Consider the following 16470-nt stretch of genomic DNA (forward strand, 5'->3'; position numbering starts at 1 on the left):
GAAAGGCGTCGACTTTCTGGTCACAGCGGCCATTGTCGTACCGACGCCCCTCGATTTCAAGCGCGGATCAACACGTCACGGCCCGCATAGCGCGCCGCATCGCCCAGCTCCTCCTCGATACGGATCAGCTGGTTGTACTTGGCGAGCCGGTCCGAACGCGCGAGACTGCCCGTCTTGATCTGACCGCAGTTGGTGGCGACCGCCAGATCGGCGATGGTCGAATCCTCGGTTTCGCCCGAACGGTGCGACATGACGGCGGTGTAGCGCGAACGCTGCGCCAGCGACACGGCCTCCAGCGTCTCGGTCAGCGTGCCGATCTGATTGACCTTGACCAGCAGCGAGTTGGCATAGCCGCCGTCGATGCCCTGCTTCAGACGCTTCGGATTGGTGACGAACAGATCGTCGCCGACCAGCTGGACCTTGTCGCCGATCAGGTCGGTCAGCGCCTTCCAGCCTTCCCAATCATCCTCGGCCATGCCGTCTTCGATCGACAGGATCGGATATTAGTCGGGTCAGGTTGGCGAGATATTCGGCCATCTCATGGCTCGACAGAATCTTGCCCTCGCCCGAGATATTGTACTTGCCGTCCTTGAAGAACTCGGTCGCCGCGCAGTCGAGCGCGATCATCACGTCGTCGCCCGGCTTGTACCCGGCCTTCTCGACCGAGGCCATGATGAAGTCGAGCGCTTCGGTGGTCGAGGCGATGTTGGGGGCGAAACCGCCCTCGTCGCCCACGCCGGTCGCCAAGCCCTTTTCGTGCAGCGCCTTCTTCAGCGTGTGGAAGATTTCCGAACCGCAGCGGACCGCCTCCATGATGCTGTCCGCCCCGACGGGCATGATCATGAATTCCTGGAAGTCGATCGGATTGTCGGCATGCTCGCCGCCGTTGATGATGTTCATCATCGGCACGGGCAGCAGATGGGCCGAGACGCCGCCGACATATTTGTATAGCGGCAGGCCACGCGCTTCCGCCGCGGCCTTCGCCGCCGCCAGGCTGACGCCCAGGATCGCGTTGGCACCCAGGCGGCCCTTGTTCTCGGTGCCGTCCAGCTCGATCATCGTACGGTCGAGATCGGCCTGATCCTCGGCGTCGAGGCCGATGATGGCGTCGGCGATCTCGTCATTCACCGCCTCGACAGCGGCTTCGACGCCCTTGCCCATCCAGCGGCTCTTGTCGCCGTCACGCTTTTCGACCGCCTCATGCGCGCCGGTCGACGCGCCCGAGGGCACGGCCGCACGGCCGAAACTGCCGTCTTCGAGCAGAACGTCCACCTCGACCGTGGGATTGCCACGGCTGTCCAGGATCTGGCGCCCGTGGATGTCGATGATTGCGGTCACGTAACGATGCTCCTACATCAGCCTTGAAGGTCTCGGCGCGGCTCTAACCTGTGACAGGGCGAAGGGCAATTGCGGGAAAAGCATGGAACCGTCGTTCCGCCGCCGGGGTTAAGAGGCGAACTGCCCGGTCATCCGGGCCAAAGAGGAAAGGATTTCCCATGGCCGACACGGACAATATCTTCCCGCCGTCGCAAGGCGGCACCCCCGGTTTCGCGACCAACACCGCCAGCGCACCCGAAGTCGCAGCCCCCAACGCCGCGCCCGAGGCGTTGGGCACGGACGATGCCGCCAAGAGCACGAACACCCTGTCCGAGGCCAAGCAGCAGGTAAAGGAAGGTGCGACCAAGGTTCAGCAACAGGCGGTCGACAAGATTCACGCGCTCGCGGGCGACGGCAAGGCCAAGGCCGGGTCAGCGCTCGATCAGGTGGCGCAACTCCTGAACGATGCCGCCGGTCAGGTGGATGAGAAGCTGGGCAGCCAATATGGCCAATATGCCCGCTCTGCCGCCGACACCGTCACGTCCTTCTCGGGTGCGATCAAGGACAAGGATGTCGAGGAACTGATCGACGACGCCCGCGCTTTCGTGACGAAAAGCCCGGCGGTTGCGATCGGCATCGCTGCCGCGCTCGGCTTTGTGCTGGCCCGCGTCGTCCAGTCGGGCGTTGAGACCCGCCAGTCGGTCGACGCTGCCGCGTGACCCGCGTCACCGCTCCCCTGTCGGCGGCGAGGTCGGACCCGGAGACGCTGACGTCGCTGGTATCGCAACTGGTCGATGACGGCCGTTCCTATATCACGGCGGAAATCGATCTGGCTAAGGCCCGCGCCTCGGACAAGATCGGGCGCTTTCGCAGTGCAGCGATCTTTCTCGGGGCGGCCGCCGTCTTGGCGCTGGCTGCGCTGATCGCGCTGCTGGTCGGGTTGATCTTCGCGCTGGCCCCGACGACGGGACCGTTGGGCGCGACGCTGATCGTGGTCGGGCTCGTTCTGGTCGTCGCCGGGATCCTGGCGATGGTGGGCAAGTCCTGCCTGTCGGGAGGGAAGACATGACCGTCGCCGAAGCCGAAGTCCGGGCCGCCGCCGCGCGTGAGCGGATGAACCACACCGTGTCGCGTCTCCAGGCGCGGTTGGAGCCCCAAGCCCTGGCTGCGCAAGCCAGGGAAGCCGGGCTGTCCGCTGCCAAGTCGAGCCTGGATTGCGCGAAGAGCAATCCGGCCACCGTCGCGGGCGGCGTCGCGGCTCTTGGCCTGTTGCTCAATCGTCGGCGGATCGCCCGCCTGTTCAAGCGCAAGCGCTGATTTGGCCCGCCGATGGGTGACCATCGGCGACATAGCCCAGAAGGATGTTCGCAATGACCACCGAAACCCAGAACGAACAGCAGACCGACCGCCTTCGCGAGAAGCTGGACCATGGTCGCGAAACCGCATCGCAGGCCTATCACGATGCCAAGGACAAGGCCGGTGAGCTGGCGCACAAGACCGCCCAGACCATTGAGGCCAATCCGCTGGGCATTCTGGTCGGCGGCCTGGCCGTCGGCGTGATCGCAGGCGCGCTGCTGCCGCGATCCGCGCGCGAGAAGGAATTGCTCGCCCCGCTCGGCAAGAAGCTTGGCGAGACGATCCGTCAGGCGACGCAGGCGGCGCGCGAAACGGGCCTGCGTGAGCTGGAGAATGCCGGCCTGACCAAGGATGCAGCAAAGGATCGTGCCCGCTCGCTGCTCGATGATGTCGTCAAGGTGGCCAGCAACGCCAGCACGGCGGCGGCGAAGGCCGCGACGAACAAGTCGACCGACACGGCAATCTGATGACGTTGGAAAGGGCGCTTGGCGGCCTGACAGGATCGCCCAGTGCCCTTTCCTTCATGTGGCAATGAACGGTGGCTTGCGGGCGGCGGGCGGGCTTTCTACCAAGATGGCTTGTCCGCTTTTGAACGGGATATCCGCTTGCGCCACCTTTCCCTCGCCGCCCTGCTCGTTTCGCTTCCCCTCCCCGCCGCGCCGCTGGCCGCACAGGCTATTCCCCCGTCCCCTGTCCTCCCCGGCGAAGGACAGCAGGACGCGCGACTGAAGCAGCTTTTCCATGACAGCGACGAAGCCAGTCTGGCGCGCAGCCCGATCAACGGGTTGTTCCGGGGCGATATGCGCCGCGCCGACCGGATCGGCGATTTCTTCTCCGACACCTGGATCGCAGCGGAGCGCGCGGCAGCGGAAAGCGATTTGAAGCGCCTCGGCCAGATCGACCGTGCCAAGCTGACCCCGACGAACCAGATTGCCTATGACGTGTTTCGCCAACAGACCGAGACGACGCTGAAGGGACTCGATCCGTCGCTTGTTGCGCTGACCATCGTGCGTCCGATGGACCATTTCTTTGGTATCCAGACCTTCTACCCCGAATTCGCCTCGGGCCAGGGCGCGGCCCCGTTCAACACGGTGGCGGATTACGACAATAACCTGAAGCGCAACGTCGAATATGCCTATCTGCTGGACGAGGCGATCGAGCGCTTTCGGCAGGGCATGAAGACCGGCGTCGTGCAGCCCAAGCTGGTCGTGCGCAACATGATCGCGCAGTTCGACAATCTGCTGGCGGTACCGGTCGAGAAATCCACCTTTTACGGCCCGCTCAAGCGTTTCCCCGCCACGATCCCGACCGCCGAGCAGGCCCGGCTAAAGACGGCCTATGCGACCCAGATCCACGACGTCATCGTTCCCGCCGAAAAGCGGATGCGGACCTTCCTGGCCGACACCTATCTTCCCGCCGCACGCGACTCGGTCGGGCTTGTCGGAATGCCCGGCGGTGACAAGCTCTATTCCTATCTGATCGAGCAGAACACGACCCTGCCGCTCAAGGCCGAGGAGGTGCACCAGCTCGGCCTGTCGGAAGTCGCGCGTATCCTGAAGGCGATGGAAGTCCAAAAGCAGGCTGTCGGTTTCAAGGGCAGCCTGCCCGAATTCTTCACCTTCCTGCGCACCGATGCGCGTTTCCAGCCCAAATCGGCGGCGCAGTTGCGCGAAGGCTATGAGGCGATCGGGCGGCGCGTCGATGCGCGCATCCGCGAGCAATTCTCGCTGATCCCCAAGACCGCACTCGAAATCCGGCCGGTCCCCGCCTTCAAGGAAAAGACGGACGCGGGCGGCTCCTATCAGGGCGGCACGCCGGACGGGACGCGGCCCGGCGTATTCTACTACAACACCTATGATCTTCCCTCCCGCTATATGTGGGAGATGGAAACGCTCTATCTGCACGAGGCGGTACCGGGGCATCATTTCCAGATCAGCCTGGCGCAGGAAAATGCGGCGCTGCCCGCCTTCATGCGGTTCGGCGGCAACACCGCTTATGCCGAAGGCTGGGCGCTCTATGCCGAGACGCTCTGGCCCGAACTCGGAATGGAGACCGACCCCTATCAGCGGATGGGCGGCCTGAACGACGAGATGCTGCGCGCGATGCGGCTCGTGGTCGATACCGGCATTCACGCAAAGGGTTGGACCCGCGATCAGGCGATCGACTATATGCTCGCCAACTCCCCCATGGCGCGAACCGACGCGACGGCCGAGGTCGAGCGCTACATCGCCATTCCGGGTCAGGCTCTCGCCTACAAGATCGGACAGTTGACCATCAGCCGCCTGAAGGCCCAGGCCAAGGCGGAGTTGGGCGCCAAGTTCGATCCGCGGCGCTTCCATGCCGAAGTGCTGGACACCGGCGCATTGCCCATGCCGGTTCTGGAAAAGAAGATCGCCGACTGGATCGCCGCCGAAAAGAAGCGCTGATACCTGTCTCAATTCCTCCCCTGTAAGGGGAGGTGGCAGGCCGGAGGCCTGACGGAGGGGTATCCCGCTCGATGGGCCGATACCTCTCCACCTGCCCTATGGAACGTGGCGCTTCTCCAGCTTCCGGGCCAGCGTCCTGCGGTGCATGCCGAGCCGACGCGCCGTTTCGGAAATGTTGAAGTTGGTTTCGGCCAGCGTCTCGTTGATCCGCTCCCATTCCAGCGTCTTGATCGAACTGGGCCGGTCGGTGATCGCGGTCGTCGTATCGCCGCCCGCCTTGTGGAAGGCGGCTTCGATGTCGTCGGTGTTGGAAGGCTTGGCAAGATAATGGCACGCGCCGAGCTTGATTGCCTCGACCGCCGTCGCGATGCTCGCAAAGCCGGTCAGCACGACGATCAGCATCTCCGGGTCATGTGCATGGAGCGTCTGGACGCAGGCCAGCCCCGAAGCCTGACCGAGCTTCAGGTCGACCACCGCATAGCGCGGCGTCGTTTCCGACAGGATCCCGACCAGCGCATCCGGGCCATGCGCCACCCACACGCGGTAGCCCCGCCGCTCGAACGAGCGTTGCAGCGTGCGCGCGAAGGTCTCGTCATCCTCGACGATCACCAGGGACCGTTCCTCGTCCATCATGCCTCCCGATCCGATAAGCCGATCATGCTCAGAGGTAGTGTCAGGGTGACGACCGCGCCACCCTCCGGCCGATTGGCGGCCTCGACTCGTCCGCCCAGCTTACGCACGACGCTGGAGACGAGGAACAGGCCGACGCCATGCCCTTCTCCCTTGGTCGATTGCTGCGGGCGACCGACCTGCGACAGGGTGGAAGACGTGAAGCCCGGCCCCCGATCGGTGACCCGGACGGCGACTGCCCCGCCCTCGCGCATGACGGACAGCCCCACCCAATGCGGCGATGCCTCCGCCGCATTGTCGAGCACGTTCCACACCGCCTGCTTGATCGCGGGATCGGACACGATCGCCGCGTCATCGTCGGTCCGCTGATAATCGAGCGCCACTTGGGCATGGCTTTGCCGCCACTCACCGACGATCGTGTCGATGAAGCGTCCGACCTCGGACAGTTCCGCCGCCTCGCCGCGCGGCTCTCCGGCGGATTGAAGAATGCGGGTGACGATCGCCTTGCACCGCTGGACCTCGGCCTGCATCTCGGCGATCTCGCCCATGAGCTCGGCGTCGTCGCGCAGCTTGGGCACCCGCCGCCAATCGCTCAGGATTACCGACAGGCTGGCCAACGGCGTGCCAAGCTCATGCGCCGCACCCGAGGCGAGCAGGCCCATGCGGACGATATGCTCCTCCTCCGACGCCTGCTCGCGCAGGTCAGCCAGCCGCGCCGCGCTCTGGCGGAGATTGTGGCTGATGCGGGTGACGAACAGGATCAGCAGGCCCGCGACGATCGCAAAGCTCAACCAATTGCCCAGCGTATGCAGTCCCGCGATGTCGCCGAACAGCCATGGCGGAAATGCCAGCGGCCGATGGTGGAGCGATAGCAGGCCGAAGCAGACACCGGTGATCCCCGCCAGAGCCCAGGCGGACCAGGTCTCCAGCAGGACCGCGCCCAGCACCACTTGGATCAGATAGAGCGAGATGAACGGATTGGTCGCGCCACCCGCCAGGAATAGCTGGAGCGTCAGCGTGCCGACATCGAACATCAGGGCGAAGAGCAGTTCGGTGTTGGTGATCCGGTGGAAGCGCAGGCGGAAATGGCTGAGCAGATTGATCGCCACCGCCATGCCGAGCACGCCCAACATGGCCACCACGGGAAGCTGAACGCCCATGACCCGGTTGACGAACAGGATCGTCACCAACTGTCCCGCCACCGCCATCCAGCGCAGGTGGATCAGCTGGCGCATATTCGCCGTCCCCGCGGTCGCATCCGCTTCGCGCGGACGGATGGTGAACGGCAGGAAAGGCGGGACGCCCGTCACTCGCGGCCCCGCCTCCACAGGATGACCAGCCCGACGACGGTCAGGATCGCCAGCGCGAACCAGGTCAGCGCATAGGACAAATGACTGTTGCGGAAGGCGACGACCGTCAGCCCGCCGATCGGATAGCCGCCCGGATTGGGCGTGGCGTCGGCGTCGATGAAATAGGGGGCGACGGGGCCCAATTGCTTGGCGGCGGCGATCGCCTCGACATCGCGCGAATACCAGCGATCGGCGACCGGGTCGTTCGAGCGGAGAAACGCCCCTTTCGGCTCGCTGATCCGGACGAGCCCGGTGATGCGGACCGGTCCGTTCCGGCGGTCATGATCGGCCCGGCGCTCGGCGGGCACGAAACCACGGTTGACGAGGATGGTGAAGCGCGGTCCGACCAGCGGCGTCAGGACCCAATAGCCCGGCCCCCGCTCGGTCACCGCCTGGACGAACGTCTCGCGGTCGTTGCGGAAGGTGCCGGTCGCGGTGACCCGGCGATAGACGTCCTGGGGACCGGCGGTCGGGGGAGCCGCAACGGGCGCGGCGTGGAGCCGGGCATCGACCTTGGCGATCAGGTCTAGCTTCCACACCCGGCGCTGCAACTGCCACACGCCAAGCGACAGAAAAGCCGCGATCAGGGCCAGGCCTATCGCGGTCAGGATCGCCGGCACCAGCGGCGAGCGGCCGCGCCGCTCTCCGCTGACGCCAGCATCGGCCATTACATGCCGCCGCCCAGTTGGGCGGCCATGTCCGGCATCATGTTGGTGTTCATGTGATACATGACCCAGATCGATCCGCTCAGCGTGATGACGACCAGAACAGCGGTAAACACCAGCGCCATCATCGTCCAGCCACCCTCCGACTTGGTGTTCATGTGGAGGAAGTAGATCATGTGGACGACGATCTGGACGAAGGCGAGGCCCATGATGACCAAGGCGGTCGTCTGGGTATCGCCCAGCGCGCCGGTCATGACCGCCCAGAACGGGACGGCCGTCAGGATCACCGACAGCACGAAGCCGATCATGTAACCCTTGAGCGAACCATGCCCATGGGTGTCGCCATGTGCGTGGAGATCATGGTCCAGATTGGCGTGGTCGCTATGACCATGGGGGGGATGAGCGCTCAACGGAGAACTCCCAGAAGATAGACAAAGGTGAAGACGCCGATCCAGACGACGTCCAGGAAGTGCCAGAACATCGACAGGCACATCAGGCGACGCTTATTCGCTTCGATCAGTCCGAAGCGGCCAACCTGCACCATCAGCGTGACCAGCCAGATCGAGCCGAAGGTGACGTGCAGACCGTGCGTGCCGACCAGCGTGAAGAAGGACGACAGGAAGGCCGAACGCTGCGGACCCGCGCCCTCATGAATGAGGTTGGCGAATTCGTACAGTTCGATCGACAGGAAGGCGAGACCGAACAGGCCGGTAATGCCCAGCCAGATCAGCGTGTTCGACTTCTGGTTCTTCTCCATCGCGATCATGGCGAAGCCATAGGTGATCGACGACAAGAGCAGCATCGAGGTGTTGAGCGCGACCAGCGGAAGCTCGAAAATCTCCCGCGGCGTCGGCCCGCCCGCATAGCTGGTGCCGAGCACGCCGTAAGTGGCGAACAGGATGGCGAAGATGAGACAATCGCTCATCAGGTACATCCAGAAACCGATGGCGGTCGAGCCACCGGATTCGTGATGATGATCCTCGTCCTCGACCAGATAATAGGTCGGGTTCTTGGCCGGATCGGCGCTCAGAACGTCGGTCGACATGGATCAGGCTCCCTGCCCGAGCAGGCGACGCCGCTCGCTTTCCGTTGCCACGACTTCTTCGACGGGGATGTAATAGTCGCGGTCATAGTTGAACGTGTGCCAGATGGCGACGACGACGACACCCAGCAGCGCGATGGCGGCCAGCCACCACATGTACCAGATCATACCGAAGCCGAAGGCAGTCGACAGACCCGCGATGATGACGCCGGTGCCCGTGTTCTTGGGCATGTGGATCGCGCGATAGCCTTCGGTCGGCGCCTCGGCCTTCTTGTCCTTCATGTCGTACCAGGCGTCCAGTTCATGGATGACGGGAGTGAAGGCGAAGTTGTAATCCGGCGGCGGCGACGAGGTCGCCCATTCCAGCGTGCGGCCGTTCCAGGGATCGCCCGTCACGTCGCGCAGCTCCTCCTTCTTCCAGATCGACACGCCGATCTGAACCAGGAAGGCCCCGATACCGCCCGCGATCATCAGCGCACCCAGCAGGGCGACGACGAAGTAGATCTGCAACGACGGATCCTCGAAATGGTGCAGACGACGGGTCACGCCCATCAGGCCCATGATGTAGAGCGGCGTGAATGCGACCCAGAAGCCGATGACCCACAGCCAGAACGACACCTTGCCCCAGAACTGGTTGAGCTTGAACCCGAAGGCCTTGGGCCACCAGTAGTTGATCGCCGCAAAGGCCCCGAACAGCACGCCGCCGATGATCACGTTGTGGAAGTGCGCGATCAGGAACAGCGAATTGTGCAGCACGAAGTCGGCGGGCGGAACGGCCAGCAGGACGCCGGTCATGCCACCGATGGTGAAGGTCAGCATGAACGCGATGGTCCACATCATCGGCAGCTCGAACCGGATGCGCCCCTTATACATGGTGAACAGCCAGTTGAAGATCTTCGCGCCCGTCGGGATCGAGATCACCATGGTGGTGATACCGAAAAACGAGTTGACGCTGGCGCCCGAACCCATGGTGAAGAAGTGGTGCAGCCAGACCAGGTACGACAGGATCGTGATGACGATCGAGGCGTAGACCATCGAGGTATAGCCGAACAAACGCTTCCCCGAAAAGGTCGAGGTCACTTCCGAGAACACGCCGAACAGCGGCAGGATCAGGATGTAAACCTCCGGGTGACCCCAGATCCAGATCAGGTTCACGTACATCATCGGATTGCCGCCGAGATTGTTCGTGAAGAAGTTGGTGCCGACATAGCGGTCGAGCGACAGCAGGACGAGCGTGGCGGTCAGCACGGGGAAGCTGGCGACGATCAGGACGTTCGCGCACAGCGAGGTCCAGCAGAAGACCGGCAGCTTCATCATGGTCATGCCCGGCGCGCGCATCTTGATGATGGTCGCGATCAGGTTGATGCCCGACAGGGTCGTGCCGACACCCGCCACCTGCAATGCCCAGATATAATAATCGACGCCCACGTCAGGACTGAAATCCAGTTCCGACAGCGGCGGGAAGGCCAGCCAGCCGGTCCGCGCGAACTCGCCGATGAAAAGCGAGGCCATGACCAGCACCACGCCGCCTGCGGTCATCCAGAAGCTCAAATTATTGAGATACGGGAAGGACACGTCCCGCGCGCCGATCTGGAGCGGGATGACGTAGTTCATCAGGCCGGTGATGATCGGCATCGCCACGAAGAAGATCATGATGACACCGTGGGCGGTGAACACCTGATCATAATGGTGCGAGTTCAGGAAGCCCTGGTTATCGCCGAACGCGATCGCCTGCTGCCCGCGCATCATCAACGCGTCGGCAAAGCCGCGCAGCAGCATGACGATACCCAGGATCATATACATGATCCCGATGCGCTTGTGATCGACGGTGGTGAACCACTCCTTCCAGAGATAGCCCCACAGCTTGAACTTGGTGATGAGCGCCAGAACTGCGATCCCGCCGACCGCGACACCCAGGAAGGTGCCGACGACGATGGGCTCGTGGATCGGAAGCGACTCGATCGATAGCCGTCCGAAGATGGTCTTTATGATGTTGTCCATGATGGCGTGCCTCAGCCGCGACCCGCACCGGCATGACCAAGGGTCTGCGGGCCGGGGGTCTGCGGAATGGAAAGGAAGGACATGCGGCGGTTCTTCATCTCGCCCGGTTCCTGCACGCCCTTCGACGGCACAGGCTCCTTGCTCTGATGCGGCGACGTCTGGATTTCCTCAGGCGACTTTTCGAGCGCGCCCTTGGTCCGGTCGCCATGCATCGGGCCGGTGTTGTTGACGGGCGGATTGCCCTCACCAACCTTCATCTTGTGCGGATCTCCACCACCGGTCATGCGGTCGTGCATCATCACGTCCGACATGCAGGGCGTGTTCTCGGCGACGCAGCGGTTGACGACGCGGTCGAACAGGCCACCCTGGACGCCGCTGAAATACATGGCGGGCACATACTCGCTGGGACGCTCGACGGCCAGGAAGGCGGCGCGGGTCAACTCACCCTTGCCCTTGGCCTGCCCCGCCTGCGAGGTGCGGACCTTCTCGACCCACTGGTCGAAACCGTTCGCCTGAAGCGCGTAGACCGGGAAGTTCATGCCCGAGAAACCCGCGCCGCTATAGTGCGACGACAGCCCCTTGAACGTACCCTCGCGGTTCATGACCGCGTGCAGCTTCGTCTCCATGCCGGGCATGGTGTAGATCATGCCCGCCATCGCCGGAATGTAGAAGGCGTTCATCACCGAGGTGCCGGTCAGGCGGAACTCGACCGGACGATCCACCGGCAGCGCCAGTTCGTTGACCGTCGCGATGCCCTGCTCCGGATAGATGAACAGCCATTTCCAGTCGAGCGCGACGACCTGCACCTCGAGCGGCTTGACGCCCGTTGCAACCGGCTGGCCGGGGGCAGTCCGCTCGATCGGGCGATACGGATCAAGCAGATGGGTGCTCGTCCACGTCACCGCGCCCAGGCAGATGATGATCAGCAGTGGGGCCGACCAGATCACCAGTTCCAGCATGGTGGAGTGATCGAACTCGGGATCATATTCGGCTTCGGTATTGCTCTTGCGATAGCGCCACGCGAACAGCACCGTCAGCACCATCACCGGAATGATGATCAGCAGCATCAGGGCCGTTGCGATCAGGACCAGATCGCGTTGCTGCACGGCAACGTCACCGGCAGGGTTGAGCACGACCGCGTCGCATCCCCCCAGCATGGCCAGGAGGGGCAAGGCGGCCCAGCGAAGAGGGCGCAGGCGCGCAAGGCTCGACGAATGAGACATATGGGAAGCGCCGCTACGCCTTTGCTGCACGTGCGCACATTGGACAGTTTGTCCAATCCCCGTGGTCGTTCGAAAGGCGCATAGGCGCGGCAGAATGGCGGTCATGCGCGGTCTTTATGCACTGCAACCGACCCGCCTCGATAACTTGGAAGAAGTCAGGACTGGCAGCCGATGAGCGCAGAGTTAACCGCATCGACCTCGACGCCCCTTGAGCGGGACGCGCGGCTGGTCAATGCCCGCGATCCGCATCACGTCGCACCGGGTGACATCGCCATCGGCGTCATCATCGGGCGTACCTCGGAGTTCTTCGACTTCTTCGTCTACGCCATCGCCTCGGTGCTGGTGTTCCCGTCGCTGATCTTTCCCTATGTCGATGCGCTGACCGGTACGCTCTATTCGTTCGCGCTGTTCTCGCTGGCGTTCATCGCGCGCCCGATCGGCACCTTCATCTTCATGGCGGTCGACCGCAGCCTGGGCCGTGGGGTCAAGCTGACCATCGCGCTGTTCCTGCTCGGCGGGTCGACCATGGCGATCGCCTTCCTGCCCGGCTATGCGCAGATCGGGACGTCGGCCGCCGTGCTGCTCGGCATCTTCCGCATCATGCAGGGCCTGGCGCTGGGCGGTGCCTGGGACGGCTTGCCCTCGCTGCTGTCGCTGAACGCGCCGGAGCGTCGGCGCGGCTGGTATGCGATGATCCCGCAGCTTGGCGCGCCGCTCGGCCTTCTGGTCGCCAATGGCCTGTTCGCCTTCTTCCTGACGACGCTGAGCACCGCCGACTTCCTCGATTGGGGCTGGCGCTATCCGTTCTTCGTGGCCTTCGCGATCAACGTCGTGGCGCTGTTCGCGCGTCTCCGCATCGTCGCGACGCCGGAGTTCCAGCGCTTGTTCGAGAGCCGCGAGCTTCAGCCCGCACCGGTCGGCGAGACGATGCGCACCGAGGGCCGCACCGTCCTGCTGGGCGCCTTTGCCCCGCTCGCCAGCTTCGCGATGTTCCATATCGTCACCGTGTTCCCGCTGTCCTGGGTCGTGCTGTTCAACCGTGAAAAGCCGCAGGACTTCATGATGATCGAGATCATCGGCAGCATCGTCGGCGTTCTCGCGATCCTGGCCTCGGGCAAGATCGCCGACCGCGTCGGTCGCCGTACCCTGCTGGGTGCCTCGGCCGCCGCGATCGCGGCCTATGCCGGTTTCGCGCCGCAGTTGCTGGATCAGGGCGGCATGGGTGAGACGGTCTATATCGTCCTGGGCTTCCTGCTGCTGGGGCTGGCCTTCGGCCAGTCGTCGGGCGTCATCAACTCGGGCTTCTCGCCGCTGCGTCGCTATACGGGCGCGGCGATCACCTCGGACCTCGCATGGCTGCTGGGCGCCGGCTTCGCGCCGCTGGCCGCGTTGCTGCTGTCGAGCAATTTCGGGCTTCTGTCGGTCGGTGTCTATCTGCTCTCGGGGGCCGTCGCTACGCTGGCCGCGCTGGGGATCAACAAGGAACTCGCCAAGCGCGCGTCCTGATAGTTTCTTAAGGTCTTGTTTTCGAGGCGGCCGGTGGAGCGATCCACCGGCCGTTTTGTTTTGCCCGCTCCACTCCCTACATTCCCGAAACAGCAGCAAAGATCGGGAGTTGAGCGGAATGAAGAGCCACTGGCGCAAGGTCGCGATGGCCGTCGCGGGTTCGGGGTTCGCGATGGTGGCTGGCGTGGCCGACGCGCGGGTTCCGGCGGGGATCTGGGCCAACCCGTCCAAGACCGTACAGGTTCGCTTCGCCCCCTGCGGACGAGGGTCGGATGCGCAACGCATGTGCGGCACGGTCGTCTGGGCGAGCGAGCAGGCGAAAGCCGACGCGGCGCGCGGCGGCACGGATCGCCTGATCGGCACGCAGTTGTTCGCCGATTTCGAGGAAGAGGAACCCGGCCGCTGGGCGGGCACCGTCTTCATCCCCGATATCGGTCGGGAGGTCGAGGGCACCATCACCCAAATCGACGCCCGCACCCTGGTGGGCGAGGGTTGCCTCTTCGGTCGGCTGGGATGCCGGGAACAGCGCTGGCAGCGCGTCAAATGACCGCGGCCATGGAACCGGAACCCGTCTGCCGCGTCCCGGACGACAGGCAATAGGGAAGGAACGCCATGGCTGACGATGCATTGACGGTCATCAAGGATACGGTCGAGGACAATATTTCCGATCGCCAGGTGGAGTTCGTGGGCGAAATGGAGGGCGAGGAATATCAGTTCGCCGTCCAATACGACTTGCTCGAAGCGCTGAGCGGCGATGTGCCCGATGGCGATGCGATCGAGATGTTCGAGCGCTATTCGGACGACATTCTCGAAGCGGCGCTGACAGCGCTGGGCCGCGATATGGAGCAGTCGCTGGTGGTGGTCAGCGAGAACGATCTCGACTGACGCTCCGCTACCGGATCAACCGCCGAACAGGCGGTCGATCTGCTGCGCAAGTTCGGCCAGCGTGTAGGGCTTGCGCAGCAGGGCGAAGCCATGGCTCCCCTCATCGGCGATAACCTGGCTATAGCCGCTGGTCAGAAGGATACGCAGCCGGGGGTGGAGGCGACTGATGTCATGGGCGAAGTCGATCCCCGACTGACCGGGCATCATCACATCCGAAAAGACGAGATCGAAGCGCTCGGCATCGCGGTTCAACTCCTCCAGCGCTGCGGCGGCATTGGTCGCGATCACCGTGCGACAGCCGAGCGTCTGTAGCGCCTCCACGGCGAAATGCCCGACCTCGACATTGTCCTCGACCACCAGCACGCAGCATTCGGTTCGCGAAGGGGCGCCCAGCCAGGCGGCGTGACTGTCCGCAACCGGCTGGCCGTCGATCTGCGGCAGCAGGAGGGTGAAGGTCGCGCCCTTGCCGGGCGTGCTCACCACCTGGACATCGCCGCCCGACTGGCGCGCGAAACCGAAAACCTGGCTCAGGCCGAGCCCGGTTCCGGCCCCCAGCTTCTTGGTCGTGAAGAAGGGCTCGAAAATCTGCTCCAGCCGCTCCGCCGGAATGCCTTCGCCGGTGTCGGAGATGGCGATCCGCACCTGCGCCTTGCTGTGCGCATCCTGCTGCGAGCGGACGGATATGGTCAGCCTCCCCTGCCCCGCCATCGCGTCGCGGGCATTGACTGCCATGTTGACGATCGCGGTGTCGAGCTGGCTGCGGTCGACATGCGCATGACAGGGTGTCGCGGGAAGGTCGATGTCGAGCCGGACGCCGGGGCCCGACAAGGTCGTGATCATGTCGGTCAGGGTGGTGATGCTGGCGCCGACGTCCACGATCTCCGGGGTCAGCGGTTGGCGCCGGGCGAAGGCGAGCAGTTGCGCGGTCAGCTTGGCGGCACGGTCCGCCGCATCGGCGATCGCGTCCATGTGGCGCTGACGACGCTCTGCGGGGAATTCGGGACGGCGGATGAGATCGATCGAGCCCCGGATGACGGTCAACAGGTTGTTGAAGTCGTGCGCGACGCTACCGGTCAACTGCCCGATCGCCTCCAGCTTCTGTGCCTGGCGTAGCTGTTCCTCCGTCGCGCGTAGAGCCTCCTCCGCCATTTTCTGATGGGTGATGTGGCGGCCCACCGCGAAGACTTCGTATGCGCTGGCCGCACCGACCCAGGCGATCCATTCGTCATGGCCGTCGGCATGGCGCATCCGCAATTCGATACGCGAACTGGCCTCGGTCAGCGACGTCGCTAGGGCCGCGTGGGCCGCGACGACATCGTCCGGGTGGATCAGGGCCATGATAGATCGCCCGATCAGGTCGCCACCTTCATAGCCCAATATGGTGTGCCACGCCGGATTGATCCGATGGATGACGCCATCGGAAGCGACAACCGCCAACAGATCGGGCGACACGTCCCACATCCGGTCGCGCTCTGCGGTACGCTCGACGATACGCTGCTCCAGCGTCACGTTCAGCGCGCGCAATTCCTCCAGAGCATAGGACAATTGCATCTGACTTTCGCGCAGGGCGGCATCGGCATGGACGCGAGCGGTGGTCTCGTTGGTGAAGATGAACAGACCCGCGACCTTCCCCATGCCGTCCAGCACACGTGAATAGGAGAAGGTCCAGAAAGTATGCGCCTCGCCCCGATCGGTATCCAGTTTCCAGGGCAGATCGACGAAGCGCTGCGTCTGCCCGGCGAGCGCAGCGTCGATGATCGGCCGGGCCTGTTCCAGCGCGTCCGCCCATACCTCATCGAACCGCGAGCCCATCGCCCAGGACAGGCGCGGCCCGAGCAGCGGGAAATAGGTTTCGTTGAAGAAGAAATGCAGGTCCGGGCCCCAGGCCAGGATCATCGATTCCGGGGAATTGAGGACCAGGCTGATCGCCACGCGGAACGCCTCCGGCCACTCCTGCGGTGGTCCCAGGGGGTGGCCGGTCCAGTCCCGCGCCAGGATCAGGCGCGTCGCCTCACCCCCTCCCTCCAGAAAGGCAAGCTGCGGATCGAGCGGGAGCGCGTTCATGGTCAT

At 64.2% G+C, this 16470-nt stretch carries 16 protein-coding genes and 1 pseudogene; 8 read left to right on the forward strand and 9 right to left on the reverse strand.

Annotated features, from left to right (window positions below):
- Nucleotides 1–56: 56 nt before the first annotated feature.
- Nucleotides 57–1338: pseudogene (gene eno, locus QE379_RS11510) on the reverse strand (phosphopyruvate hydratase).
- 158 nt (nucleotides 1339–1496) lie between these two features.
- Between eno and QE379_RS11515 the strand changes: the two are divergent.
- The 5 genes from QE379_RS11515 to QE379_RS11535 all read left to right on the forward strand — a co-directional run bounded on the left by QE379_RS11515 (nucleotide 1497) and on the right by QE379_RS11535 (nucleotide 5099).
- A complete protein-coding gene (locus tag QE379_RS11515) occupies nucleotides 1497–2036 on the forward strand; it encodes a hypothetical protein (protein ID WP_307000631.1) in 540 nt (179 codons plus the stop codon).
- On the forward strand, nucleotides 2033–2386 hold the full coding sequence (locus QE379_RS11520; protein ID WP_307000633.1) for a phage holin family protein: 354 nt from the start codon (nucleotides 2033–2035) through the stop codon (nucleotides 2384–2386). Before QE379_RS11515 ends, QE379_RS11520 begins: the two co-directional genes overlap by 4 nt.
- Nucleotides 2383–2634, forward strand: a complete 252-nt coding sequence (locus QE379_RS11525; RefSeq protein WP_307000635.1) for a phosphatase — start codon at nucleotides 2383–2385, stop codon at nucleotides 2632–2634. The genes QE379_RS11520 and QE379_RS11525 overlap by 4 nt, the downstream gene beginning before the upstream one ends.
- Nucleotides 2635–2687: 53 nt before the next feature.
- Nucleotides 2688–3140 (forward strand): hypothetical protein, encoded by a 453-nt coding sequence (locus tag QE379_RS11530; RefSeq protein ID WP_307000637.1) that lies wholly within the window; start codon nucleotides 2688–2690, stop codon nucleotides 3138–3140.
- Between the two features lie 138 nt (nucleotides 3141–3278).
- Nucleotides 3279–5099, forward strand: a complete 1821-nt coding sequence (locus tag QE379_RS11535) for a DUF885 family protein (RefSeq protein ID WP_307000640.1) — start codon at nucleotides 3279–3281, stop codon at nucleotides 5097–5099.
- Between the two features lie 96 nt (nucleotides 5100–5195).
- Here the strand turns inward: QE379_RS11535 and QE379_RS11540 are convergent, their stop codons facing one another.
- The 7 genes from QE379_RS11540 to cyoA are packed head-to-tail and all read right to left on the reverse strand — an operon-like array spanning nucleotide 5196 to nucleotide 12009.
- Complete coding sequence (locus tag QE379_RS11540; RefSeq protein WP_307003195.1) at nucleotides 5196–5729, reverse strand: response regulator transcription factor; 534 nt, start codon at nucleotides 5727–5729, stop codon at nucleotides 5196–5198.
- On the reverse strand, nucleotides 5729–7039 hold the full coding sequence (locus QE379_RS11545) for an ATP-binding protein (protein WP_307000644.1): 1311 nt from the start codon (nucleotides 7037–7039) through the stop codon (nucleotides 5729–5731). Before QE379_RS11545 ends, QE379_RS11540 begins: the two co-directional genes overlap by 1 nt.
- Entirely contained in the window at nucleotides 7036–7746 is a 711-nt protein-coding gene (locus tag QE379_RS11550) for an SURF1 family protein (protein WP_307000647.1), read from the reverse strand. Before QE379_RS11550 ends, QE379_RS11545 begins: the two co-directional genes overlap by 4 nt.
- The gene (gene cyoD, locus QE379_RS11555; protein WP_373461774.1) at nucleotides 7746–8153 is read right to left on the reverse strand and encodes a cytochrome o ubiquinol oxidase subunit IV; all 408 of its coding nucleotides are present in this window, start codon (nucleotides 8151–8153) and stop codon (nucleotides 7746–7748) included. Before cyoD ends, QE379_RS11550 begins: the two co-directional genes overlap by 1 nt.
- Nucleotides 8150–8788 carry a cytochrome o ubiquinol oxidase subunit III gene (cyoC, locus tag QE379_RS11560; protein ID WP_007403230.1) on the reverse strand — a complete coding sequence of 213 codons (639 nt, stop codon included), beginning with the start codon at nucleotides 8786–8788 and terminating at the stop codon, nucleotides 8150–8152. The genes cyoD and cyoC overlap by 4 nt, the downstream gene beginning before the upstream one ends.
- Before the next feature lie 3 nt (nucleotides 8789–8791).
- Complete coding sequence (gene cyoB / locus QE379_RS11565) at nucleotides 8792–10786, reverse strand: cytochrome o ubiquinol oxidase subunit I (RefSeq protein WP_307000651.1); 1995 nt, start codon at nucleotides 10784–10786, stop codon at nucleotides 8792–8794.
- 11 nt (nucleotides 10787–10797) lie between these two features.
- Nucleotides 10798–12009 carry a ubiquinol oxidase subunit II gene (gene cyoA / locus QE379_RS11570; protein WP_307000655.1) on the reverse strand — a complete coding sequence of 404 codons (1212 nt, stop codon included), beginning with the start codon at nucleotides 12007–12009 and terminating at the stop codon, nucleotides 10798–10800.
- A 171-nt stretch (nucleotides 12010–12180) separates the two neighbouring features.
- Here cyoA and QE379_RS11575 point away from each other — a divergent pair, with 171 nt between their 5' ends.
- From QE379_RS11575 to QE379_RS11585, 3 genes are all read left to right on the forward strand, one after another.
- Nucleotides 12181–13515, forward strand: coding sequence for an MFS transporter (locus tag QE379_RS11575; protein ID WP_307000657.1), 1335 nt, complete (start codon nucleotides 12181–12183; stop codon nucleotides 13513–13515).
- A gap of 118 nt (nucleotides 13516–13633) precedes the next feature.
- Nucleotides 13634–14062 carry a DUF2147 domain-containing protein gene (locus QE379_RS11580; RefSeq protein WP_307000661.1) on the forward strand — a complete coding sequence of 143 codons (429 nt, stop codon included), beginning with the start codon at nucleotides 13634–13636 and terminating at the stop codon, nucleotides 14060–14062.
- A gap of 65 nt (nucleotides 14063–14127) precedes the next feature.
- Entirely contained in the window at nucleotides 14128–14400 is a 273-nt protein-coding gene (locus QE379_RS11585; RefSeq protein WP_307000663.1) for a DUF1488 family protein, read from the forward strand.
- Between the two features lie 15 nt (nucleotides 14401–14415).
- Here the strand turns inward: QE379_RS11585 and QE379_RS11590 are convergent, their stop codons facing one another.
- Nucleotides 14416–16470: an ATP-binding protein gene (locus QE379_RS11590; protein WP_307000667.1), complete on the reverse strand. Its 2055-nt coding sequence runs from the start codon at nucleotides 16468–16470 to the stop codon at nucleotides 14416–14418.

Source organism: Sphingomonas sp. SORGH_AS_0879 (assembly GCF_030819175.1).
Classification (GTDB): domain Bacteria; phylum Pseudomonadota; class Alphaproteobacteria; order Sphingomonadales; family Sphingomonadaceae; genus Sphingomonas.

Bases quoted from the DNA above. Each gene is read 5' to 3' on its own strand.
- QE379_RS11515 (WP_307000631.1), top strand. From the start codon at position 1,497: ATGGCCGACACGGACAATATCTTCCCGCCGTCGCAAGGCGGCACCCCC.
- QE379_RS11525 (WP_307000635.1), top strand. From the start codon at position 2,383: ATGACCGTCGCCGAAGCCGAAGTCCGGGCCGCCGCCGCGCGTGAGCGG.
- QE379_RS11530 (WP_307000637.1), top strand. From the start codon at position 2,688: ATGACCACCGAAACCCAGAACGAACAGCAGACCGACCGCCTTCGCGAG.
- QE379_RS11540 (WP_307003195.1), bottom strand. From the start codon at position 5,729: ATGGACGAGGAACGGTCCCTGGTGATCGTCGAGGATGACGAGACCTTC.
- QE379_RS11550 (WP_307000647.1), bottom strand. From the start codon at position 7,746: ATGGCCGATGCTGGCGTCAGCGGAGAGCGGCGCGGCCGCTCGCCGCTG.
- cyoC (WP_007403230.1), bottom strand. From the start codon at position 8,788: ATGTCGACCGACGTTCTGAGCGCCGATCCGGCCAAGAACCCGACCTAT.
- cyoB (WP_307000651.1), bottom strand. From the start codon at position 10,786: ATGGACAACATCATAAAGACCATCTTCGGACGGCTATCGATCGAGTCG.
- cyoA (WP_307000655.1), bottom strand. From the start codon at position 12,009: ATGTCTCATTCGTCGAGCCTTGCGCGCCTGCGCCCTCTTCGCTGGGCC.
- QE379_RS11575 (WP_307000657.1), top strand. From the start codon at position 12,181: ATGAGCGCAGAGTTAACCGCATCGACCTCGACGCCCCTTGAGCGGGAC.
- QE379_RS11580 (WP_307000661.1), top strand. From the start codon at position 13,634: ATGAAGAGCCACTGGCGCAAGGTCGCGATGGCCGTCGCGGGTTCGGGG.
- QE379_RS11585 (WP_307000663.1), top strand. From the start codon at position 14,128: ATGGCTGACGATGCATTGACGGTCATCAAGGATACGGTCGAGGACAAT.
- QE379_RS11590 (WP_307000667.1), bottom strand. From the start codon at position 16,470: ATGACCATGAACGCGCTCCCGCTCGATCCGCAGCTTGCCTTTCTGGAG.